General features: G+C 59.0%; 23 protein-coding genes. 3 read left to right on the forward strand and 20 right to left on the reverse strand.

Annotation, left to right across the window (positions count from 1 at the left end):
- Positions 1–18 precede the first annotated feature (18 nt).
- The 6 genes from WE862_RS08100 to lptD are packed head-to-tail and all read right to left on the reverse strand — an operon-like array spanning position 19 to position 6,813.
- Positions 19–840, reverse strand: coding sequence for a symmetrical bis(5'-nucleosyl)-tetraphosphatase (locus tag WE862_RS08100; RefSeq protein WP_042031768.1), 822 nt, complete (start codon positions 838–840; stop codon positions 19–21).
- A gap of 6 nt (positions 841–846) precedes the next feature.
- Entirely contained in the window at positions 847–1,209 is a 363-nt protein-coding gene (apaG, locus tag WE862_RS08105; protein WP_042031766.1) for a Co2+/Mg2+ efflux protein ApaG, read from the reverse strand.
- A gap of 4 nt (positions 1,210–1,213) precedes the next feature.
- Positions 1,214–2,026, reverse strand: coding sequence for a 16S rRNA (adenine(1518)-N(6)/adenine(1519)-N(6))-dimethyltransferase RsmA (rsmA, locus tag WE862_RS08110; protein ID WP_339058725.1), 813 nt, complete (start codon positions 2,024–2,026; stop codon positions 1,214–1,216).
- Entirely contained in the window at positions 2,016–3,011 is a 996-nt protein-coding gene (pdxA, locus tag WE862_RS08115) for a 4-hydroxythreonine-4-phosphate dehydrogenase PdxA (RefSeq protein WP_042031765.1), read from the reverse strand. The genes rsmA and pdxA overlap by 11 nt, the downstream gene beginning before the upstream one ends.
- Entirely contained in the window at positions 3,011–4,309 is a 1,299-nt protein-coding gene (surA, locus tag WE862_RS08120) for a peptidylprolyl isomerase SurA (protein ID WP_042031850.1), read from the reverse strand. Before surA ends, pdxA begins: the two co-directional genes overlap by 1 nt.
- A gap of 26 nt (positions 4,310–4,335) precedes the next feature.
- Positions 4,336–6,813 carry an LPS assembly protein LptD gene (lptD, locus tag WE862_RS08125; RefSeq protein WP_042031764.1) on the reverse strand — a complete coding sequence of 826 codons (2,478 nt, stop codon included), beginning with the start codon at positions 6,811–6,813 and terminating at the stop codon, positions 4,336–4,338.
- A gap of 174 nt (positions 6,814–6,987) precedes the next feature.
- Here lptD and WE862_RS08130 point away from each other — a divergent pair, with 174 nt between their 5' ends.
- Genes WE862_RS08130 through djlA form a run of 3 tightly spaced genes read left to right on the forward strand, consistent with a single transcriptional unit; the run spans position 6,988 to position 9,516 of the window.
- Positions 6,988–7,998, forward strand: a complete 1,011-nt coding sequence (locus tag WE862_RS08130; protein WP_042031763.1) for an aminoglycoside phosphotransferase family protein — start codon at positions 6,988–6,990, stop codon at positions 7,996–7,998.
- Positions 7,995–8,663 (forward strand): N-acetylmuramate alpha-1-phosphate uridylyltransferase MurU, encoded by a 669-nt coding sequence (murU, locus tag WE862_RS08135; RefSeq protein ID WP_042031762.1) that lies wholly within the window; start codon positions 7,995–7,997, stop codon positions 8,661–8,663. The genes WE862_RS08130 and murU overlap by 4 nt, the downstream gene beginning before the upstream one ends.
- A gap of 19 nt (positions 8,664–8,682) precedes the next feature.
- Complete coding sequence (djlA, locus tag WE862_RS08140) at positions 8,683–9,516, forward strand: co-chaperone DjlA (RefSeq protein WP_042031761.1); 834 nt, start codon at positions 8,683–8,685, stop codon at positions 9,514–9,516.
- A gap of 76 nt (positions 9,517–9,592) precedes the next feature.
- Here the strand turns inward: djlA and WE862_RS08145 are convergent, their stop codons facing one another.
- From WE862_RS08145 to WE862_RS08215, 14 genes are all read right to left on the reverse strand, one after another.
- The gene (locus WE862_RS08145; RefSeq protein ID WP_042031760.1) at positions 9,593–11,044 is read right to left on the reverse strand and encodes an aminoacyl-histidine dipeptidase; all 1,452 of its coding nucleotides are present in this window, start codon (positions 11,042–11,044) and stop codon (positions 9,593–9,595) included.
- A gap of 1,448 nt (positions 11,045–12,492) precedes the next feature.
- Positions 12,493–13,662 carry a phage late control D family protein gene (locus WE862_RS08150; RefSeq protein ID WP_082035482.1) on the reverse strand — a complete coding sequence of 390 codons (1,170 nt, stop codon included), beginning with the start codon at positions 13,660–13,662 and terminating at the stop codon, positions 12,493–12,495.
- Positions 13,659–14,150: a phage tail protein gene (locus WE862_RS08155; RefSeq protein WP_042031758.1), complete on the reverse strand. Its 492-nt coding sequence runs from the start codon at positions 14,148–14,150 to the stop codon at positions 13,659–13,661. Before WE862_RS08155 ends, WE862_RS08150 begins: the two co-directional genes overlap by 4 nt.
- A 12-nt stretch (positions 14,151–14,162) precedes the next feature.
- Positions 14,163–16,922 carry a phage tail tape measure protein gene (locus WE862_RS08160; protein ID WP_198493531.1) on the reverse strand — a complete coding sequence of 920 codons (2,760 nt, stop codon included), beginning with the start codon at positions 16,920–16,922 and terminating at the stop codon, positions 14,163–14,165.
- Entirely contained in the window at positions 16,919–17,050 is a 132-nt protein-coding gene (locus WE862_RS08170) for a GpE family phage tail protein (protein WP_198493530.1), read from the reverse strand. The genes WE862_RS08160 and WE862_RS08170 overlap by 4 nt, the downstream gene beginning before the upstream one ends.
- A gap of 8 nt (positions 17,051–17,058) precedes the next feature.
- Positions 17,059–17,343, reverse strand: coding sequence for a phage tail assembly protein (locus tag WE862_RS08175; protein WP_042031755.1), 285 nt, complete (start codon positions 17,341–17,343; stop codon positions 17,059–17,061).
- 63 nt (positions 17,344–17,406) lie between these two features.
- Entirely contained in the window at positions 17,407–17,922 is a 516-nt protein-coding gene (locus WE862_RS08180; protein ID WP_198493529.1) for a phage major tail tube protein, read from the reverse strand.
- A 12-nt stretch (positions 17,923–17,934) separates the two neighbouring features.
- The gene (locus WE862_RS08185) at positions 17,935–19,113 is read right to left on the reverse strand and encodes a phage tail sheath protein (RefSeq protein WP_198493528.1); all 1,179 of its coding nucleotides are present in this window, start codon (positions 19,111–19,113) and stop codon (positions 17,935–17,937) included.
- Positions 19,114–19,280: 167 nt separating this feature from the next.
- Positions 19,281–19,709: a tail fiber assembly protein gene (locus tag WE862_RS08190; protein WP_042031750.1), complete on the reverse strand. Its 429-nt coding sequence runs from the start codon at positions 19,707–19,709 to the stop codon at positions 19,281–19,283.
- Positions 19,710–19,711: 2 nt separating this feature from the next.
- The gene (locus WE862_RS08195) at positions 19,712–20,791 is read right to left on the reverse strand and encodes a phage tail protein (protein WP_198493527.1); all 1,080 of its coding nucleotides are present in this window, start codon (positions 20,789–20,791) and stop codon (positions 19,712–19,714) included.
- A complete protein-coding gene (locus WE862_RS08200) occupies positions 20,788–21,441 on the reverse strand; it encodes a phage tail protein I (RefSeq protein WP_042031748.1) in 654 nt (217 codons plus the stop codon). The genes WE862_RS08195 and WE862_RS08200 overlap by 4 nt, the downstream gene beginning before the upstream one ends.
- A complete protein-coding gene (locus WE862_RS08205) occupies positions 21,438–22,337 on the reverse strand; it encodes a baseplate J/gp47 family protein (RefSeq protein WP_198493526.1) in 900 nt (299 codons plus the stop codon). Before WE862_RS08205 ends, WE862_RS08200 begins: the two co-directional genes overlap by 4 nt.
- Positions 22,334–22,693 (reverse strand): GPW/gp25 family protein, encoded by a 360-nt coding sequence (locus WE862_RS08210; protein ID WP_042031744.1) that lies wholly within the window; start codon positions 22,691–22,693, stop codon positions 22,334–22,336. Before WE862_RS08210 ends, WE862_RS08205 begins: the two co-directional genes overlap by 4 nt.
- A complete protein-coding gene (locus WE862_RS08215) occupies positions 22,690–23,235 on the reverse strand; it encodes a phage baseplate assembly protein V (protein ID WP_042031742.1) in 546 nt (181 codons plus the stop codon). The genes WE862_RS08210 and WE862_RS08215 overlap by 4 nt, the downstream gene beginning before the upstream one ends.
- Positions 23,236–23,254 lie beyond the last annotated feature (19 nt).

A 23,254-nucleotide genomic window follows, 5' to 3' on the forward strand; every position in this document is an offset into this window, starting at 1 on the left:
GTCTTTGCAACCACAGCCCTAGCTGGCGTGAGTGGGGCAGGGGGTGGCAAAGAGGGCATCATCCTCATAGCGCCACAGAGTGAGGCTGTTGCCCCAGACACAGCCGGTATCGAGCGCCTTGATATCGCTCTTGCCGGTGTTGCCCATCAGGGCCGCCCAGTGGCCGAACACCAGAATGGGGTCATCCACGTGATGCTCGCGCTGCTCGAACCAGGGACGCAGGCCCGGGGTCGACTCCTTGGGGCCCTTCTTGCATTTGAAGTCGAGCCGGCCATCGAAGTAGCAGAAGCGCATTCGGGTGAAGGTGTTGATGATGTAGCGGTAGCGGTCGATGCCGACCAGATCATCTTTCCAGCCATCCGGCTGATCGCCATACATGTTGTGCAGCAACCACAGGTACTGATCGCCACGCAGCAGGCTCTCTACCTCGCGGGCGCAGTTGCGGGCGGTGCGGGCATCCCACGCCGGGGAGATACCGGCATGCACCATCATGATGGGCAGGTCGGGGTGTTCGGCCAGCAGCGGGCGGTGGCGCAGCCACTCCAGCAGTTCGTCCCGATCCGGCGCATCCATCAGGCTCTGCAGCTTGTCTTTCTTCTTGAGCGGTGCAACGCCGTTGGCCACCGCCAACAGGTGCAGGTCGTGGTTACCGAGCACGGTAACGGCACGGTTGCCCAGATCCTTGACGAATCGCAAAGTGTTGAGCGAGTCCGGGCCGCGGGCGACCAGATCGCCGCAGAGCCAGAGCACGTCATTTTCGGGATCGAACTTGGCAAGATCCAGCAGACGGCGCAAGTCGTCGTAACAGCCCTGGATGTCACCGACAAAACAGTTCGCCATGAAACCTCAGTTGATAATGTTGGGGATGGCCAGCGTGAAGGGGGCGACGGGCGCCTCAAACTGCTGGCCAGAGCCATCTTGCAGGGTGTAACTCCCCTCCATCACTCCGAGCGGTGTCGCCAGCGGCACGCCGCTCTGGTAGCGGTAGGTCTCTCCCTCGGCAATAAGGGGTTGCTCCCCGACCACGCCGGGGCCCGAGACTTCCTGCATCTTGCCATTGGCATCGGTGATGAGCCAGCGCCGGTGCAGCAGTTGCGCCGGGCCGGGCCCCAGATTCTCAATCTCGATCAGATAGTGAAACTGGTAGGGGTCTTTGCTATCCGCCACATACGAGGGGTATGGGCGGACAACGATGTGCGGGTGCGCCACCGGATCAGGCCTTTGGCTGATCCGCCAGCCAGTTGGCGATCATGACAAACTGCTCGAGAGAGAGATTCTCCGGACGCAGATTGCCATCGATACCAAGCTCGGTCAGCTGGGCGTCGGTGATGAAGTTGGAGAAGCTGTTGCGAATGGTCTTGCGACGCTGGCCGAAGCCCTCGGTGCAGACGCGATTCAGGCAGCGAATGTCTTTAGCGACTATGGTCGGGTTCTTGTGCGGCACCAGACGAACCACGGCAGAGTCCACCTTCGGCGCCGGCTTGAAGGCGCCCGGGCCTACTTCCAGTACCGGGATCACCTGGCAGTAGTACTGGGTCATCACGCTCAGACGGCCATAGGCTTTGCTGCCAGGGCCGGCGGCCAGACGCAGGGCCACTTCCTTTTGCAGCATGAAGTGCATGTCTTCGACCCGATCGGCGAACTCGCACAGGTGGAAGATGAGCGGGGTGGAGATGTTGTAGGGCAGGTTGCCGAAGATACGCAGCGGCCCCTTGCCTTCACCCATCAGGGTGCTGAAGTCGAAGCGCATGGCATCGGCTTCGATGACGGTGAGCTTCTCCTTCAGGGTCGGGTGCTCGCGCAGGCGCGCCGCCAGATCCCGGTCCAGCTCGACCACGGTCATCTTGTCCATCTGGGCGGCAACCGGCTCGGTCAGCGCGGCCAGACCCGGGCCGATCTCCACCAGGTTTTGGCCCGGCTGCGGATTGATGGCGGCCACGATCTGGTCGATCACGTAGCGATCGTGCAAGAAGTTCTGACCGAAACGCTTACGGGCCGTGTGGCCCATGTGCACCTTACTGCTCATATCTTTTTTTCTCTACCATCTTGATGGCGTGGTTAATCGCGGTGACAAGGCTACCCGAATCTGCCAGGCCCTTGCCTGCCAGATCCAGCGCGGTGCCGTGATCCACCGAAGTGCGGATGAAGGGAAGCCCCAGAGTGATATTGACCGAACTGCCAAAGCCCTTGTATTTGAGCACGGGCAGCCCCTGGTCGTGGTACATGGCGAGTACCGCATCCGCATCCTTGAGGTATTTCTCCTGGAACAGGGTGTCGGCCGGCAACGGGCCGACCAGATCGATCCCCTGCTGGCGCAGCGTGGCCAGAGCGGGTTCGATCACGTCAATCTCTTCACGCCCGAGGTGGCCGCCTTCCCCGGCGTGGGGATTGAGGCCGCAGACGTAAATTCGGGGTTTGGCGATACCAAACTTGGAGGCGAGATCCGCATTGAGGATGCGGATCACCTTGCCGAGGCGATCTTCCGTGATAGCCATCGCCACATAGGCAAGGGGGATATGGGTGGTCGCCAGCGCAACCCGCAGTCCCTCGGTTGCCAGCATCATCACCACGTCGGCGGTGCCTGACTGCTGGGCGAAGAACTCGGTATGACCGCTAAACGAGACTCCGGCCTGATTGATGATCCCCTTGTGTACCGGCCCGGTCACCACGGCGGCAAATTCGCCGCTCATGTTGCCATCGCAGGCGCGCTGCAGGGTCGCCAGCACATAGGCGCCGTTGCCTTCGTTCAGCTCGCCCGGTACCACAGAGGTACCAAGAGAGACAGAACATACCGTCAGGGTGCCGGCTCGCTGCGGTTGAGCAGGTTGACTGGCATCATAGGGCTCAAGCTCGATGGGCAGCCCCAGCAGGGCCGCCCGCTCGTGCAGCAATACCGGATCGGCAATGACCACCAACTGGTGCGGCCAATCCTGCTGGGCAATCTGCAGCACCAGATCAGGCCCAATCCCGGCCGGTTCGCCCGGGGTGACGGCAAGACGACGGCAGTTCATCAGCTACCGGCGCCTTCGATGCGGATGTAGGCCTCGTCACGCAGCTCGTCCAGCCACGCCTGGGACTCTTCCACGAAGCGACGGTTGTAAATGAGCTGGTAGGCGCGTTGCTCCTGTGCTTTGTCGGTGGCGTCCTGGCTACGGCGATCTTCCACCTGCACGATGTGCCAGCCATGGCTGGTACGGAACGGGGCACTGATTTGGCCCAGCTGCAGGCGGTTGACCATATCGCGGAACTCGGGCACATAGACGTTGGGATCAGACCAGCCCAGTTCGCCGCCCTGTACTGCAGAGCCCGGATCTTCGGAGTACTTCTCTGCCATGCTGGCGAAGCTTGCCTTGCCGCTCTTGATGTCGTGCAGAATGCCATCCAGCATCCCCTTGGCCTTCTCATCGCTCAGGATGATGGAGGGTTTGATCAGAATGTGGCGAGCCTTCACCTCGGTCAGCATCACCTGCTGCTGGCCCTTGGTGTCGAACACCTTGATGATGTGCAGACCGGCACCAGAGCGCAGCGGGCCGACGATGTCGCCCTTCTTGGCGCCCTGTACCGCTTCCGCCATCAGGGTCGGCATCTCTTGCGGGCTCATCCAGCCCCAGTCACCACCTTCCAGCGCCTTGGGGCCGTTACTCTCGGCAATGGCCAGTTTGCGGAAGTCGGCACCCTGCTTGAGGGCAGCCAGGATGCGCTCGATCTTGCTCTTGGCGGCATCCAGCTGGGCAGCGGTGGGGTTATCCGGCAGGGAGATCTGGATATGGCCGACGTGGTATTCGTTCTGTTGCTGACCCTGTTTCTTCAGGATCTCGACCACCTGCTTCACCTCCTGATCGGAGATGTTGATGCGACGGCGTACCTGATTGCGGCGTACCTCGTTCATCAGGATCTCGCGGCGCACCTCTTCCCGATACTGGGCATAACTCATCCCTTCACGGGCGAGCTGGGCACGCAGCTGATCCATGGTCATCTTGTTGTCGGCGGCGATCCCCTGGATAGCTTGCTCCAGCTGGGTATCGCTGATCTTGAGGCCCTGGCGATCAGCCAGTTGCAGCTGCAGACTCTCCTGGATCAGGCGATCCAGTGCCTGCTTGCGCAGGGTGGCGTCATCGGGCAGGGACTGGCCGCTCTCCTGGGCGGAGAGCTTTACCTTGTTGACCAGTGCATCCTGTTGACTGGCAAGCACCACGTCCTTGTTGACCACGGCCAGCACCTTGTCCATCAGCTCGGGGGCCGCCAGTGCGGCCTGACTCATGGCGCCAAACATACCCGCGGTCAGCAGGGCAATCAGGGTCTTTTTCATATCCATCTCTCAAGGCTGGACCAGCATCATTGCTGGTCTTTCAGATTAAACGGGCGAACATAGGGCAACAGCTCGGTATCCAGCGTGACGCTGCGGCCACCGGTACCGACACTGCCAAGTCCCTTCATCTCGAATTGAAGACCGATCGATTTCTCGGAGGTGGGCTTCAGAGTGATGTTGTCTGGCTGGTTGTGCCACTCCAGACTCAGGTTGATGCTCCAGCAGCAGGAGTCATATTTGACGCCTATTTTGCGGTCAATATTGACGTTTTGCTGGATGTCACGGTAGTAGCCACCATACATCTGCCACTGATCGGCGATCGGCGCCATCATCACCAAACCTGCCTGGCTCAAGTCTTCGGCCACCGCACTGTTGTAGTAGCTCTTATTGCCATCCTTGATAAAGCGGTAGTTGACCTGGCTGATGAACTTCTCGTTGCGGTATTCCACCGCGCCATTTGCCGCACTGAACTGACTTTTCTCTGTATCGTATTGAGTGCCAGCGTGAGCAAACCACTGCTCCGTGACCCGGGCATCCCCCTCAAAGGAGAGCAGGGAGCGAGAGTTGGTGCTCTCGGGATCCGAAGGATAGAGGCGAACCTTGGGTGGCGTAATCTCGAACGCCTGGGCTACTGCCAAACGCAGCCGCTCGTCACCTACGTTGTCGTAGATCCGGCTGGTGAGACCGGCAGTGACCCGGTTGGCGTCGCTGATGCGGTCGAGACCGGCATACCGACGATCGCTGAACAGGCTGTAGTAATCCTGACGGGTGGTGGTGGAGTCGTAGATCCCGATATCGTCCTGATCCCGATAGGGGACATAGAGATACTGGAACTCCGGTTCCAGCGTCTGGGTACCCTTGCCATCATACCAGTCAACCGGGCGATCGAAGTTGAGTCCCCCCTTGAGGCGGAAGGAGGGGAGGGTTCGGGTAATTGTGCCATCTTTGAGCACTACATTTTTTTGGCTACCGTTTTCCCCCTGTTTCCTTGTCGGATCAAAGTTATTGATATCCGCTTGGGTCAGTTTCTTGGGGACCTCTTGGTTATAAGAGGTAAACATCAGCTTGTACTGGCTGGTGAGGTAGTAGCCTGGGGCATCGATGAGAGGCACGGTCAGGGTCGGAGCCAGGTGCAAACGGGTGGTGGTGTAACGTTCACCGGCTTGCTGAACGCTTGCACTGCCGCTGTCATAACCAAACTTGGTCAGTTCGCTGTTCCAGGCCAGATCAAACCACTTGCCTTGCTGGTAGTAGTTGTAGTCGATACGCGGCAGCATCTCGTGGGGCAGCTGTGCGTAAGGGCTCAGGATCTGATAGCGGCGCACCTCTGAGGTGAGGTTCCAGTTCTGCTGGTAGTAACCGGCAGTAAAGGATTGTTGCAACTGACTATCGACCTGGGTGCCCACCGTCGGACTGAAGTCGTTGAAGTAGTTGTAATCCTTGTCGCGCACCTGGGTGTAATCGACACCAAAGCGCAGGGAGCCATCCATCAGGCTTGAGCCGTGACGCACGTTCATCAGATAGCGGTGGCCATCGGACAGGTAAGGGGTGCCGGTCGACGGGTTGATGAAGCTGGGGTTGCCGGCATCATACTGCTTGTCGTCCGCCAGGTTTTCAAAGTAGAGGGTGCCAGTGTGGGCGGGATCCGGCATATAGCGGAACTCCACCTGCTCCATCAGGCCGCGTTTGTCCATAAAACGGGAGGTGATGGTGGCATCGTAGTTGGGGGCAATGTTCCAGTAGAAGGGCTGGGTGATATCCATGCCGTTGCTGGAGCTCTGGGTATAGCCGGGGTAGAGCAAGCCCGTCTTCCGCTCATCCTTGATGGGGAAGTTGATATAGGGAAAGTAGAACACCGGATAGTCGTAGAGCCAGAGGCTGGCGTTCCACGCCTCGCCGAACACCTCTTTCTGGTCGATGTCGATGCTGCCCGCTTTGAGGGTCCACACCTCCTGACCGGGGGGGCAGGTGGTGTACTGGGCCCCCTCCATGGTGATGTTCTGGTTGTTGTTGGTCATGGTGACCCGCTTGGCAAAGCCGCGCACCGGTGAGCCATGAACCTGATATTTGCCCTCTTCCAGCTCCGAGTTCTTGGTATCCAGGTTGGATTTGAGGGTCTTGTCGCTGGTGACGGTCACCTGACCGTCGTTGTAATAGATGTTGCCGATGGCGATGACATCCCGGCTCTTCTGGTCGAGCTGGGCATAGTCGGAGTCGAACTTGCGAACCCCCTGACGAACCTTGACATCCCCTTCATAGACGGCGGTGCCACCCTGCTTGGCTTCGAGGCGGTCAGCATCCACCTCCACCGGCAGCGCATTGGCCTCCTCGGCAGAGGCTGGCTTTTCGACCTTGGGGACATAGTCGTAACAGAGGCTGTCGAGGATCCCTGTGGCTGGCGGCGTCTCAAAAGGGGCAGCCTGAACCATCATGGATGTCAGGGCCGGTGCCAGGCTGATAGTCAGGGCGATGGGATAACGGTATCCCAGTGTCCATTTTGTCATGTGAAAGACTCGTGCAATCCGTGATAGATACGGTTGATCCAAGGCATGCATTTTACGACAGGTTTCATCGAGTTGACATTGCATGTCATTGCTTTATGTTAGCCGGCAATGATAAAGCATTATTGCGGCCAGGGCTAACAGCCAAGTGCTGCTTTCCACCTTGGTCCCCGACTTATGCACGATCGCGATTCCCTGCTATTGCAGTGGGCACGCCAGATTTCAGGCGATGCCACCCTTCAGTTGACCCTCATTTCCGGTGATGCCAGTTTCCGCCGCTACTACCGTGGTGCCGGGCTGGTATGGGTAGATGCCAATCCGAAAACCGAAAAAAATCATGAGTTTGTTCGTAATGCAGCTGCCTTGCGTGCACGTCAGCTCCTGGCGCCAGAGGTCAAGGTTGTTGATTATGAACAAGGTTTGCTGGCGGTCAGCGACCTGGGCGATACCCAGCTGATCAGCTGCCTGAGCGAGCAAAATGTGCTGGCCTGGTATACCAAGGCGATCGAGCTGTTGCCAACTCTGGGGTCGGTGGATCTGGCGCTTGAGCCCTTCGATGCCGCCTTTATGGCGCGGGAGAACAGCATTTTCCCCGAGTGGCTGCTTGGCCATCATCTGCAACTGACTCTGAGCGACGAAGAGCAGCAATTGCTCGATGAGACCTTTGCCTGCCTCACCGCTTGCAATCTGGCTCAGCCGCAAGGGGTGATGCACCGTGACTTTCACAGTCGCAACCTGATGGTGTGCGGCGGAGACACTCCTGATACCAGCGAACTCGCCATCATCGATTTTCAGGATATGGTCATCGGGCCGCTCACCTATGACCTGGTTTCCCTGCTGAAAGATTGCTATGTGCGCTGGCCGGACGCGGTGATCGAGCAGGGGATGCAGCATGGCTTTGCCACTCTGCAGCAGGCGGGTCTGCTTGGCGAGCGCGACTACGCCAGTTTCCGCCGCGATGCCGACCTGACCGGCATGCAGCGCCATCTGAAAGCGGCAGGGATTTTCACCCGCCTCTATCATCGCGACGGCAAGTCCGGCTATCTCAAGGACATTCCCCGTACTCTCGGCTACGTGGTGGATGTCTGTCGCAGCCACGGTAGCGCTTATCCGGTGCTGGGCCGTTTTGGCCAGTGGCTCGAGCAGGTGGTGTTGCCGGGGATCGCCAACGCCGGGGTGAAACCATGAAGGCGATGATCCTGGCCGCTGGCCGTGGCGAGCGGATGCGCCCGCTGACTGACCTGCTGCCCAAGCCGTTGTTGGCTGCCGGGGGCAAGCCGCTCATTGTCCACCATATCGAAAAGCTCAAAGCAGCCGGAGTCACCGAGCTGGTCATCAACCACGCCTGGCTCGGCCACAAGCTGGTCGAGAGCCTGGGTGATGGCAGTGCGCTTGGCGTGACCATCCACTGGTCAGCCGAGGAGAGTGCGTTGGAGACGGCCGGCGGCATCATTCAGGCGCTGCCACTGCTGGGGGATGAGCCATTTCTGGTGATCAACGGCGATACCTGGCTCGATCTCGACTATCGCTCTCTGGTTGAGCTGCCCCTGGGTGAGAATCTGGCCCACCTCTGGCTGGCGCCCAATCCTCCCCAGCATCCGGCCGGGGACTTTGCCTTGCAAGCTGGCAAGGTCGTAGACACCCCCGCCTTCACGTTCAGCGGCGTCGGCCTCTATCAGCCCACAGCCTTTGCCGGTCTGCCTGCCGGAGCCCGCAAGCTGGCTCCCCTGCTGCGGGAGTGGATGGCGCAAGGTCTGGTAGGTGGCAGCCTGCTGGTTGGCGAGTGGCGCGATATCGGCACTGTCGACCGTCTGCGCGAGCTGGACGAACAGCTTCAGCGCCGCGCTCATTAACTTCAAGAGGTCTTGAACCATGCGTATTTGGGGTAAGGTGCTGGGCGCCTTCTTCGGTTTTCTGCTCGGCAACATCATCGGTGCCCTGATTGGCCTCTGGATTGGCCACCGTTTCGATCGCGGCATGGGGCTGCAGGGGGCGTTTCGCCGTACCCCGACTCAGGAGCAACAGGCTGTCTTCTTCCATGCCACCTTCTCGGTGATGGGCCATATCGCCAAATCGAGCGGCCAGGTGACCGAGCAGGAGATCCGGGTCGCCTCCAATCTGATGGATCGGATGCGTCTCTCCGGCGAGCTGCGCAGCCGCGCGCAGGATTCGTTCCGGCAGGGCAAGGAGGCCGGTTTCCCGCTGCGCGAGACCCTGGCCGAGTTTCGTCGGGCCAGCCAGGGCCAGCGCGATATCCTGCGCTTCTTTCTGGAAGTGCAGCTGCAGGCCGCCTTTGCCGATGGTCGGTTAGAGGATGGTGAACGCGCCATCCTGCACACCATTGCTGACGAGCTGGGCTTCAGCCGCATCGAGCTGGCCCGTATTCTGGCGATGGCCGAGGCGCAGATGAACTTCTTCAATCAGGCCCATGGCCAGTATCAGGGGGGCGGTGCGGGTGGCCAGCAGTATCGGCAGGCGCCTCCCTCGGCGGATCGCCTCAAGAATGCCTACCAGCTGCTGGGGGTAAGCGAGAGCGACAGCGATCAGGATATCAAGCGCGCCTACCGCAAGGAGATGAGCAAGCATCACCCGGACAAGCTGGCCGCCAAGGGGTTGCCGCCGGAGATGATGGAGATGGCCAAGGAGAAAACCCAGGAGATCCAGCAAGCCTGGGAGTGGATCCGCGAGGCCCGCGGTATCCGTTAAGCTCCAAAGTCAGGCTGGAACAGACAATAAAAAGCCCCGCAGCAGTGCGGGGCTTTTGTTTTGCCGTTGGGCTGTCTTACTTGGCCGGAATGGCTTCCAGTACGTGCACCAGCAGCTGCCAGAAACGCTCGACTGCCGGGATGTGTACCTTCTCGTCAGGGGAGTGGGCACCGCGGATGGTCGGGCCGAAGGAGACCATGTCCCACTCCGGATAGGCGCTCTTGAACAGGCCGCACTCGAGACCGGCGTGGATCACCATCACGTTGGGCATGGTGCCGAACAGGGTCTGGTAGCTGTTGCGCACCAGCGCCATGACGGGGGAGTCCACGTTCGGCGCCCAACCCGGATAGGCTCCGGTGAATTCGCAGCTGGCACCCGCCAGGGTGAACAGGGAGCGGGTCATCTGCTCGATGCTCTCGCGACCGGAGTCGATCAGGGAGCGGATCAGGCACTGGACGTACACTTCGCCATCCTGAGTCTTGATGACCCCCAGGTTGGTAGAGGTTTCGGTTACGCCGGGCATGGCATCGCTCATGCGCATCACGCCGTTCGGGCAGGCCATCAGGGCATCCAGCAGACGCTGCTGCAGGGAGACGCTCATCAGCTTGGCCGGTTTGGCGGCGCTGTTGACCAGCAGAGTCAGGTTCGGCTCGGTGGCGGCCAGCTCGGTCTGGTAGATACCGGTATAGCGGTCAACCAGCGCCTTGAACTCGTTTACGCTGGCAGCGGGTACCAGCAGGGTGGCACGGGCTTCGCGCGGGATGGCGTTGCGCAGGGTGCCGCCGTGGATCTCGGCCAGACGGATACCGAGCGGCTCGGCTGCTTTGAGCAGGCGCACCAGCAGCTTGTTGGCGTTGCCACGACCGCGATGGATGTCGCAACCGGAGTGACCGCCACGCAGCCCTTTGACGGCCAGCTCGAGGGCTTCGCCTTCCGCAGCATCAACCAGCTCAAGCGGGAAACGGATATTGGCATCCACCCCACCGGCGCAGCCCATATAGACCTCGCCATCCTCTTCGGAGTCGGTGTTGAGCAGGATCTCGCCTTCCAGCCAGCCCGCTTCCAGACCAAAGGCGCCGGTCATGCCGGTCTCTTCGTCAGTGGTCAGCAGCACTTCCAGCGGGCCGTGCTTGATGGTCTTGTCCGCCAGCACGGCCAGGCAACCGGCCATACCGATGCCGTTGTCGGCACCCAGGGTGGTGCCACGGGCAGTGACCCATTCGCCATCGACATAGGCATCGATGGGATCGGTCGCGAAGTCGTGTTTAGTGTCGGCGTTGGCCTGCGGCACCATGTCGATGTGGGCCTGCAGCACCACGCCCTTGCGGTTTTCCATCCCCGGGGTAGCCGGTTTTTTGATGATGATGTTGCCGACGTTATCCTGTTTGACCGCCAGACCTTCCCCTTGCGCCCATTGGACGATCCAGGCGCTCAGCTTGGCTTCATGCTTGGAAGGGTGGGGGATGGAGCAGATCTGTTCGAAGAAATGCCAAATCAGTTGGGGGGACAAGGAACTTAGTTGTGCCACGTCAGGACTCCTTACCAGCACGGAATGAAAGAGGCCCCGTCAGTGGGCCTGGAAAGTGGATAACGATAATACAGTCAATCGCAGAAAAATGTGAGCGGTTAGCGCAAATCGCAGGGCGGTTGTGCTGTCGGTGGCCACCGGGGCAGTGTAATTGTCAGGCTCGGGTGACACTGTTTGGCAGAAATGAAATTTATGTGACGAGCCTCACAAAAAAGATTGAATTTACGGTGCCGGCTGGTAAATTAGCTCCCGTGGTTCGCCACCCGTCAGGATGACGATGAAAGCCTCCAGGGAACCGAAGCAAAGCAAGTGCGCCTCCATGGAACCGAGTGTTCGTTCAAGGATTTGAGCCCGCATAAAGGTACGTAACTTGTTAAGCAATCAGGAGATTCAAGATGCCAGGCAGCAACTCTACCTATTGGTTCGCCCCATCTCTCTATACCCAGGGTTTCAGCTACCCTAACCCCTTCGTCAGCCGTCGCTAAGACGAGCTTGTCCTGAGGGGCAAGTCACCCGATTGGGTGCAGACGACAAAGCAGCAGGTGCGCGAGGTAAATCCTCCCCCTGCTATTTTTTTATCTGTCGTTTGCCGAAGAGCGCCAATTGTCGCTGACGAAAGGGGAACAAGATTGGCCATTCGACTCTCTGGCTGGGTCATTTGAAGGTGAAGAGGCCAATTTTTCCTGAATTTGGCATACGTTTGCCAGGCATTTTCTCTGCAAAGGGTGCTATCATATCGGCCCAACAGCCTGTCCGCGGTTTTGGCACTCTTATCGACCCAAGCGCCGGATATGTCCATCTTGCTTCCACTGCTATCAGATTTGCTGCCGAGGTCATCCCTCAGGCAGAACAAGTGCAATCTGAATTCAGCCGGACAAGAGCCGCCATTTATTGGCATTCGAGGGGATACTTTCGGATGCCATTATTTTAAGTGATTGTTTTTGTACAACTATTCGAGATCGATAATATGCCGAAAAAGTTTTATGCTCTTTAGTATTTGATTTTTATTGGCTAAAAAGTCGTTATTTATCAGCATTTTGTGATTGTCGTTATTTTCATGTGATGCGGTGGTGGCGGCAAAATGGCGGCAGAGAGATTTGATGATCGAGAAAGGCGGCAGAGCGTTGGCTCTGCCGCCTTTTTGTTTTCTCGTTGATGTCCATTCGTTTCAGTGTCTACTCAGGGTAAGAGATCGCTACATAGACTCGGTAGCATTCCAGCATCTTGTCATCGAACTGAACTGTGGCAGGGTATCTCTTGGGGAAGTCTTGAACTGCCTCCCGCAGCTCCTGCTTGGTGTAACTGTTGTCAGTGCCGTTCTCCACGCACCCGATAGCATCGTAGAGGGCTGCATTGAATCCGTTTTGATTTCCAACCCTGTACGTAGTTCCGACGATCCGCTCAAATCCCCCCATATCTTTTCCCTTCATTCAGCATTTCTGTTGTTACTACTCTACATCCGGCAGGTCGTCGATGGCCACTTCGAGGTTGATGGTGTTGGTGTAGCCGCTGTTGGTCAGGCTGTGGCTGACCTTGGTCAGTACCCAGCTGGCCTCGTCGATCTGCGGTTTGAATCCCCTGACGGTGGTCGGTTGTTCCGGGTATAGCTCTGGCCTACCAGTAGCTAAGGTGATCTCGAACTCTGCAACGCCACGTTGCAGCCGATCCCATTCTGCGCGGGCGGCGCGCATGGCGTTGGTCTGGTTGGCGTAGATGTGGCGCAGCACCTTGACGTTCTCGCTGTCGCCGATCAGCAGCTCGCGGCCCTCTTTGTCGACGGTGGTGTCACTCGGTAGCTCCTGTTCCGGCTTTGGCTTCTTCTTGCGTTTGCGCTTGACGGTCGAGCCTTCGGTGGTGGCCTTCTTCGGGTCGTGCCAGTTGGCCACGACGCCTGTGTAAGCGTCGCGGTCTGCGACGGAGAAGCGGTGCTGATCGCCGTCCTGGCGGGTGATGGTGACGGATGGTAGCGGTTTGCCGCTGGCGGTGAGCCCCTTGCCCTGGCCGATAAAGAGCAGCCGACCCGATTTGATGGTGGTAATGGCACCACATTGACCGGCCAAGCGGGTGAGGAAGGCGGGATCGCTTTCGTTCTGCTGGTCGATGTGGTCAATCTGCATGCCCTTGAAGCGTTCGGCACATGCAGGGGTGAGGCCATGGCGCTGGGCAATGGCATCGACAATGCTGCCGACGGTCTGCTGGTGATAGCTGGTCTGGCGCAGCTTGTTTAGGTTGCCGCGCAGATCGGCAGATTTGCCCCGGATGGTGAGCTTGTCCGGGGTGCCAGTGTGCTCTACCTCGTCGATTGTGAATTCCCCCTTATCAACCAGCGGCTGCCCCTGCCAGCCGATGCTGGCACGCATTCTGGCACCACGGCGCGGCATTGCCAGCTTGCCGTCGCTGTCGTCCAGCTCGATGTCGATTGTGTCGGCTTCAAACCCGCGATTGTCGTTGATGTTGATGCTCATCAGGCGGGGCCGCATCTTGTCTGATACGTCCTTGCCGTCGATCAGCAGCTGATAAGCCGGGGCCTTGTGATCGGCCCCCTCAATGCTGAATTGCCCCAGCTGGCTGGTCAGGTTAGTGCTTACCTCCTCTTTGACGTTTTCGTACAGGCTCACAGCAGGCCCCCGATCTTGTTGCCGATGGTGCCGACGATGTTGCTGATGCCCAGTCGGCTGGCGATGCCACCGATGGCACGGCCCTGCAGCTTGCTGCCAAAGGTGGTTTCGTCGTCGTCCACGCGCTTGAGGTTCATGGTGAATTCAATCTTGCGGGCGGCGCCATCTTGGAAAAACTCGCTGCTGGTGACGCTGGTGCGCTCGATGACGAAATAGCCCCGCATCACGCCGTCCCCCTGGATCAGGGGGAAGGCTTGGCCGGTGGCGGCCATTTCGTGGAGCAGGTCAAGGGTGACCGGCCCGCCAGTCAGTTCAGGGTATAGGGTGCCAGATAGCACGGTGGTTTCATCATCCGGCCCTGTGAACTGGTAGGCCGGACGGGCGCCGACCCGAGGGTTTCCCGGGTGGCGCCATGCGCGATCATCCTGTTGTGACTGGGGGGCGAAGGTGGAGCGCTGGAACACGAACCAGCCCAAAGTCATCATCATGGCTTGGTCTCCTTAGTTGGTGTCGCGCAGGCTGGCGCGGGTGCGCGCTGATGCCTGACGTTGGCGGCGATCCAGTTCGCGGCTTACCTCTTGCGCCACATCAATGGCGGATTGCCCTGGTTGTTGCGCAATGTGGATCGGGGCGTTGATATGAATAATTCCGCCCCCTCTTGCCGGTGCCAGCTTTGGTGTTTCTACGATGCTAGGCCCAGACCTTGCTATCCCCGACGATTGGCGTAGCTCGGCAGGCATGACTTGCTCGCGGATGGCGCGGGTTATGTCAGCTGGCTGGCGTAGCTCGGCTGGCATAACCTGTTCGCGGATGGTGCGGATTGTGTCAGCTGGCTGGCGTAGCTCGGCTGGCATGACCTGTTCGCGGATGGTGCGGGTTGTATCCTGATGCGGTTGCATGGCTGCCAGTGGCATGCTGGCCAGCATGGCCACTGATGCCATGGCTGCGGTTTGACGACGGCTGATGATGCTGGCTGGGCCTTTCACCACTTCTGGCCCATGTTCCCCTGCGATGCCCCATTTACCAGCCTGGATCAGGCCGCCTTTGTCATAAAAACCGGCAAACCCACCCTCTTTTCTAGCCTGTACAGTAGGTGCTGTTGATGAGTGCTGTACGGCTACTTTTGTTGATGAATCCCCTTTCATCCAGTCCGGCAGGATGTCGGTGATGGATTTCACCTTGGCCTTGAGTTCTTCCCATTTGGCCGATATGCCGCCGATCAGGCCGTCGATGATGGCCTTGCCTGTGTTGAGCGCCCGGGATGGCAGGGTGGTCAGGTAGTCCCAAAATTCACCGGTAGCCGCTTTGCACTGCTCCCAGGTGGATTTGAACCACGGCCCGAGCTGATCCCAATTCTTGTAGATGAGGTAAGCTCCGGCAGCGATGGCGGCAATGCCCGCGATAATCCAGCCGATGGGGGTGGTGAGGATGGCTAGCCCCAGCCTTAAAAATCCCATGGCGAGCCACTTGAGCGGTGCAAGCAATCCGGTAATCACCTTGCCCAGCAGGGTTCCCTGGATCCCCAGCACCCCGAAGGTCAGTTTCATGATGGCCATCGGCCCTAAAATTGCGGCAACGGCCAGCGACAGACCACCGAAGGCTATAGCGGCTACGGATGTTAAACCGGCAACCCGCATCAAGGTATTTGACAGTTCAGGATTGCGCTTTGACCAGTCACCGAGGCGTTCTGATATGTCAGCTATCCATTCGGTGATGGATTTAAGCTCCGGGCTGATGGCCTCCCCGAAGTTGACCATGGCGTTGGTGAAGGTACCGGTTGCCGCATCCCACAGGTTACCAAGCGTTCCCAGCTGGGCATTTACCCGCTCTTGCAGGGCGGCTTGAGCTGCCATCTTTTTCTGGGTTTCTCTGTAACCATCGAGTCCCTTATTTATCATGAGCTCAAGTGCCTGCAGGGTTTCTGCATCATCACCAAAAATGTCTTTAAGTACCTGTAGTCGTCGCTCTGTATTCAGTGTTTTCAGCTTGGCCAGCTGGGCGTACATGTTCTCAAGCCCGGCAAACTCTCCTTTCCCGTCTGTGAAGTTGAGATTAAGCCCTGTTCCCTTGGTCGCTTTGCTGATCTTCTTGGTGTTCATGCTTAGCTGAAACACTTTGCGATAGGCGTTACCTGCTGCTTCGCCACTCATTGCAGCCTGATCAGCCATGACGATGAGTGGGGCCAGCGTTGCTGCTGCATCAAGCCCGCTTTTTTTCAGAACACCGAGCGCAGGCGTCAGCTTGCTGAATGCCCCGAGCATGTTTCCGCTATCGACGCCCAGATAGTAGGAGCGCTGGATCACGTCCATCAGTCCCATCATGTCCTTTTCTGCGGTGCCGGTGGCGTCTTGCAGCTTGGCGGCGAACAGTGCTGCTTGGTCATATGGCATTTTGAGCTGTACCCCGAGATAGGCGGTTGCCTGCCCCAGACCGCCCAAGATGGCTTTGGCACTCATCCCTTGCTGGATCAGGGTGCTCATCATGTTCTGAAAGTCTGCCGTGGTGCCCGGCAGTTTGTTGCCGAGCTGGGTGGCAAGGGTGCTGATGGCTTGAAACTCTTTTCTGAGTTGCCCCCCTTTGCCCATCATCGACACCTTGAGGTCAACAACGGATGTTTCAGCCTTGGCGAACTCAATCACCGGCTTGAGGGTTGTCATGCCCATTGCCGTACCTGTGGCCAATGCAGCGGCGCCATGGCCTGCGATTTGGCCGCGTAGCTCTTGGGTCTGGCGGTAGTTGGCTTTGACCTGGGCGAGGCGCTTTTGCTGGTTGGCAACCTGGGTCAGCTTGCTGCGCTGTTGTTCCAGTTGGGCGGTGGTGGCGGCCAGATCGGTTTTAAGCTGGCGCTGGTGCTGGCTCAGTTGCTTGGTGTTGATGCCCGCCTGCAGCATGGCTGTTTTCATGGCGCCATGACGGCTGACCATTTCCTGCTCTTTGCTGGTCAGGTCGCGGACTGCGGCCTTTGCCCGTTCCAGATCCCGGGTCATGGCTTTGGTCGGGTTGGCGGTGGCGCTGAGTTCGCGGGCCATGCGCTGGGCGGTTTGCTGGGCGCTGGCCAGTTCTGCCCTGGTGGCTCCGATCTGTTTGCCGAGGGTGCGATAGCCGTCAATCTGGCCGCTCTGCTTTTCTAGATCACGCATTTTGGCTTTGGTGTCGGCGAGGTCTTTTGCGGTAATGCGGCTTTGGCCGCTGACTGCCTTGAGGGGGGCGGTGACCCGTTGCACCGCCTCTAGGAGGATTTGTAGTTTTAGGGTGCTCATGATTCTTCTGCCCCGTTGATGTGGTTGTATCGCTCAACAAGGCGTTGGTGCCAGCCCATCAGCTCGTCGAGCTCCATGGCCGCCATTTCAGACGGCGGCCAGTGGGCGATGATGGCCAAGTCGGCCATCAAGTCGTCTACGCAGTGAGGTAGGCCATTTTCTTGGGTACCAAAAAAGCGGCCACCTCCTGTCCCAGCTGCATCAGGTCAGCCGGATCGAGGGTGCTGGCTTCTGCTTCTGTCAGTGCCGGGGTGGTAATGCGCGGCAGCAGCTTGGTGAGGGCGTTGACATCCATCTGCAGGATGTCGGTCAGGTTGAGGCCGCGCAGTTCGCCGGATTGCGGTTTGCGCACGTTGATCTCGGTGATGGTGGTTTCGCCGCGCTGGATGGGGGAGTCGAGGGTTACGGGGGGCTTTTTCATGGTGTCTTTCCTGTTCGCTATGTAGTAACGGGCGGCCATGCCGCCCGGTGGTTGTTGAGTTGGTTATAGGCCGATGGCCTTGCGGTGCTCTTCCATCATGTCGACGCCGCCGACTTTCCAGATCATGTTGATGAGGTCGATCTCGACCAGTTCTTCACCGTCGACGGTCACCTTGTAGTAGGTGTTGGCCATGCTGGCCTTTTGCTGGGTGTTGTCGCCGGTTTTGAGGGTGCCGCCATCCAGCTCTTTGATGCGGCCACGCTGGACGATTTCGACCGAAGAGACCTTGGCGGTGTCGTCACGCTGGAAGGAGCCCGCAAAGCGGAGCATGACGCCGTCAATCTTGGCCTGATGCTGCTTTTTGAACAGGGCTGCTTCGTATCCGCCGAAGGTGAACTCGGTATCGAGGGCGCCATCATCGAGGCCCATGTTGATATGGGCCGCCCCCGGCATACCACCGCCGCGGTAGGCTTCGAGCTTCATAGCCAGTTTGGCCGGGGTGTACTCTTCGGCGACACCGATCCAGTTTTCGCCGTCGAGAAACTGGTTGAGGTGTTTGAGTTTGCGAGGTAGTGCCATTGTTGATGCTCCTTATGCTGCGGCCACGCGGGCGGCGAAGTCGACCAGATAGCGGTCGGTGATGCGCTGCTGGAACATGAGGTTTTCAAGCGGCGGCACGGGGGTGTAGTCGTAGTCGATGTAGAGCTTGCCCGCCTTGAGGGTGTCTTTGTCGTTGACCTCCTCGTTGTACCAGCAGTTGAAACCGATGAGGTAACCGAGGCTGACCAGCTCGCGGCCCTTGGCCTTGATGCCTTCGATGATGTCTTTTACCAGGGTGGGGGTCATCGGCTTGTCAACCGCCCACATGTGGGCCTCGGCGATGGTGTCGGCGAGGATCTGGGCGGTGCGGGTGTAGTTCTCGAACTGGAACAGGGGATCATCCGAGCAGGTGCGGGAGCCCCAGAATAGGAACCCATTGGACTGGATCAGGCAGGTGACATCGTTGGCATTGAGCAGGCCCGCGTCGGTGTCTGGGTCTTGCAGGCTCCAGAACACTTGCTTGGTCAGCCCCTGCACACCCGTGACGGCGATGTTAGAGATGGTTTTGTGCCAGCCAACCTCTTTGTCAATCTTGGCGCGCATGGCCAAGGCTTTGGCGGTGGCCCATACCGGCGCCTCTGCGTTGGCAGCTGTGTCCCATTTGGTGAAGTCGCCATGCACCAGCATGACCTCACGCTGGCCGAAGTTCTGGCGATAGGCCAGCGCCTCGGTTGGGGTGTTGCAGCCGTGGGTTGAGACGTAGGTGAAGGCGCGCAGCTTGACCGCCACGGCGGCCAGTTCAGTGGCGACCGGCAGGGTGTCGAGCCCCGGCGCGCCGATGATGCGCGGGGTGATGCCGACGGCAGAGCTGGCCCGTTGCAGTGCCTTGAGGCCGGTGAAGCTGCCATCCGGCAGCGTCTTTCCGATGACGTTGGAGGTGGTCTCTTCGTCGGTGGCGCCTTTGGCAACGCGCACGACGATGGTGATGGTGTTAACGGTGTCGGCGATCGCTTGCAGTGCTTTGGCCAGGGTGCCCTGGGTGCCGGCTTTGCCAACGGCTTTTTGCACGTCGGTAATGATTACCGGCTTGTTGAGCGGGAATACGGTGGCGTCGGCATCTTCCGCATGGCCCAGCAGGCCGATCACGGCGGTGGCAATGGTGCGGATGGTGCGGGTGCCTTCGTTTACTTCGACGACGCGCACGCCGTGGTGGTAACTGTCGAGTGCCATGGTGGCTGTTCTCCTGTGTCCGGACGGAGGTGGTCAATATGAGCACGGTCAGGATGCAGTGGCGGCGCACGGCGGGCGAGCTGGTGCCGTTGTAAATGGCCGCTTTACAACAGCGGCAGAGTGACGGCAGGCAGAAAGAAAACGCCCCGCACATGGCGGGGTGTTGGTTACTTTTTCAGTTCTGCCAGCCAGTCAGGTTCTGGCGGCATATCTATGTCAGGCCATCCTGGCTGGGCTGGCCAGTCTCTGAGAGATTGGTGATAAGTCAGCAGCTGGATATATTGTTGCTCTGTTATCGTAGAGTCAGCACCGATAGACACTTCACTGCGATGGCGTTCAGCGATCCACATTGACGAGGCGATGGCTTCATCACGAGCGGCACGAGCGCTACTCTCTACCAGCTCTTTGCTCAGCGGTGGTTGGTCGGTCAATATTGGCCACCCTGCATCGTTTGACGTTATTAGCTGACCAGATGCCTGCCCTTTCTTCAGGTCTTCATATTCTTTTTCCGTTATCTCAACAGCTCCATCAGGTATCGCATCACGATGCAACTTAGATAAATAAAATCCGTTACTTTTTTTGCAATAAAAGATCATTTTTATTTACCTATGCTAAACATTCTGAATGATATTGAGCCTGATGGGTTGAACATTGACATGACTGACATGGAAAACCCAGTTTTTGTCAGAGTGTGAACGAACGCATTCGCCGCTCCCCATGTCAGCGTCTGACCTGACGTTGTCGTTATCGGAATGGTAATAATGTTTTTTTCGATAAACGAAATAGGTAGTGTCGCGGACACTTGGCCTTGCCATACAGGTGTCGAAGCTCCTGTGGCCGTACTTTGAATCCATCCCTGAGTAGCTGATACATCGCACCACTGAAAAATAAAACCGCCCAGCCACGATGGAAGAGCAAGATAACCATTCTGGCCGATATTGAATGAAAACCCATATCTCAGTTTTTTTGGCGTTACCGCGACAGTGTCATCGTTACCTTCATCAGTCTGCAACTGCGTCGCCACTCTCAACATCCCGATCACAGTCTCAGTTGCTTGCTTGACCCATCCCCACAAGGTTTTGACCGTGACTACCGCATCCGCTTTCTGATTGGCAGCAGTGTTTTCATTCACTTCTGCCTGGGTCGCGTAGCGGGTGAAGCCTTTTGCTGTTTCGCTGGCGTCCGGGTGGTCTCTGCTTTCCTTATGAGCCTTCATCACATCATCGACATATTTGCGGGTTGCCAGCACCACTGACGGGTCAATCTTTAGTTCGACGGCGCTGGTGTCACTGACGATCAGCACCATGCGGATGATTTGGGTGCGGCCCGCGCCACTGGTGAGCAGCGGCTTGTAGGTATCCGGCACATTGGCGATGGCGATCAGGGTATTGCTGTCATCGTACAGGCCGACGCAGCGTATCCACCATCCGCCCACGTCTTCCGGGATGATCTGCTCTGCAACCAGTTGGGATGCGGCGAGCGGGTCGGCGAACAGGGTGTTGATGGCGGCGCGGCGTTTTTCGCCCGGGATGGCTGTCATTGCCGGATCGGGTGCTACCGGTTGGCCGTTGCCATCGCCCACCGCCATCTGGGTGAGCTTGAGCGGTACCCCCAGCGCAATGGCGTTGGCGAGTTTGGCCGCTCCGGCAGTGGTCAGGATGGCTCCAAAGTTGCTCATGCTGTCCTCGTGTTGTTGGTAAGTGGGTTGATGGTGATGGTGTCTATGGTGTGGGTGATGCCGCCGTGCCAGCTATGGCCAGAGACCACGATGGGACCCGGCTGGTATGGGTAAACGGTCAGTTCCTCCCCCAGATAGCAGGCGGCGCCAAGATAGGCTTTGCCTCTACTTTCCAGACTGATGGCGAGCCCTGTCATGTGGCGAGTCAGCGGTTTAGCGTCGTCAATGAGCCGCTCCAGCTCGGCGTACATCTCGGCGGTGATGCCGGTGTCGAGCACGCCAACATCGAGCTTGAAGGTGCCCGGTGCTGCGTTCGGGGTTTGCTGATACCAGTGCAGCACCCGGATCAGGTAGCCGAGCGGGGCGACGGCGCGACGGATGGCGCCGACGGTGCCCTTGTGGCGATGCACGAACGGCGCGTTGGCGATGACTTTGCGCTTGGTTGCCTCTGTCCAGTTTTCATCCCAGCGATCGACTGACCGCTCTGCGGCCAGGCTGGGCAGGCGCCAGACCGGGCAGGTGTGTGGGTTCCAGAGGGTGCGCAGCACATCAACCGGCAGTTCGCAGGCTTTGGCGTTGACGGTGGCCAGCCTGCGCTCGGTTGGGGTGGCATTGGGTGGCAGCAGATCGCGATGCGGTTGATCGGTCATGTTGCGGCCTCTACGGTGTACTTGGTGCAGTAGGCAGCTTGGGTATCGGTCGGGATGATGTCAGTCCAGCCGACCAGCTCGACCCATGTCACGCCCGGCACATGCAGCACGGCCTTGATGGCGGAGTCAGCGATTCGCACGCCGATCCGTTTGCGCGGGTTTACCCATGCGGCCAAGGCATCGCGTGCGGCTTTCAATGCCATCTCTTTTTCTGCGCCGGTGAGTTCCATGTGCAGTTTGGCGGTGATGGTGTAGTGCAGGATCCCCGCGCTCTGGGTGGTGAGGCGGTCGGCAACCGGTATGCGGTCTTCGTCTCGGCATTCCGCATCGGCTTTGGCGATCAGTTCAGCGCTGGCGGTGCCGTCTCCCTCGCTGCTGATGATGGATACCACGGCCACAGCACCGCTTGGGCTTATGGCTTTGGCGTCGATGATGCGGCCATCTGCCGAACGCGCAAAGTATTCGTATGATCCTCTTGGGCCCGCTGTGCTCATGGCATCCCACGCCATCAGTGCGCGTTCGCGCAGGGCTTCGTCGCTTTCCATGATTGTTGGGATCGGCGGGGTGGAGGTGTCGTCCCCCTTCTGCACGACCAGCCGCTCGACATTCCAGTTTGCCACCAGATTATCGAGGTCTGCCCCTTCTGCCCATGCCAGCATATTGGACACTGACGCGCTGTTGATGCGGGCGCGCAGGATCAGCTCGCGGTAGGCGTTCTCTTGCAGGTGCTTGGTGATGGGTTCCGATTCTAGCGCCAGCGTGGCGGTGATAGCGGCCTGCTGGTCTGCCGGATAGAGAGCGATCAGGGCTGTCTTGCGCTCGGCAAGGATTGCCTCGTAGTCGAGCAGTTCGACGGCATCCGGTGCCGGCAGTTTGGAGAGGTCGATGATGTTCATGATGTTGCTCCGGTCGGTAACTGGACGGTGCCGGATTCGAGCAGTCCGTTGTCGGCGCGGCGCCATGTGATGGTGACGGCGCAGCCGCCGCCCAGTTCAGGGGCTCCGATCTCGACTTTGGTGATGCGGATGCGCGGTTCCCAGAGGGTGAGCGCGTGAACGGTGGCGGCCATTAGGCGCAGGCGGGTGGCGCCGTGCTGGGGTTGGTCGATGAGGCTGAATATCTCGCTTCCGTAGTCGCGGCGCATGACGCGGGTGCCTATGGGGGTGGTGAGAATATCCCGCACCGATTGCAGGATGTGGGCGGTCTCGCTGATGGTGCGGCCATTGGCTGCATTCATGCCCAGCCAGTTCATACGGGGCCCCCTGATTTATCGCTGCCGCGCTGCACGTCTTTGTGGCCGTGGGTGGTGACTTCTATGCCGCCGACATTGGCTGTTTCGAAGATTGCGCGCTTGGCTTTGAGCAGGTTTGAGCACTCGACCACAGGAGTGTTTGCCTTCACTGATTCTGCGGCGCTGATGATGGCTTTCTTGATGCCTGCTGCGGTGAGTTCACCGGTGCTCGGGTTGTATTCGATGACCGCGCCGTCGGGGTATTCGATGCGGTCTAGATCGCCGTTGTCATCGGCGGCCAGCGGTTCTTGGTGCTTGTCCTGGTAGATGCCAGCCAAGACAAAGGCGTTGCTCAGGTCACCGCCAAGGCTGAACAGGATCACCTGCTCACCGACGCTCGGGCGCATGCGGCGGCGGGTTCTACCAGCGCGCAGCACCAGATAGGGCCGCCAGTTGGTGTGGTTGCCCTTGGTTTCGACTCGGCATTCACCAGATCGCACCTCGGTCACGGTGCCGATGCGGATCAGGTCGTCGATTTTGCGGAGTAGTTCGATGATGTTCATGAGGGGGAGTGTGTTTTGC

The organism is Aeromonas jandaei, from assembly GCF_037890695.1.
Classification (GTDB): domain Bacteria; phylum Pseudomonadota; class Gammaproteobacteria; order Enterobacterales; family Aeromonadaceae; genus Aeromonas; species Aeromonas jandaei.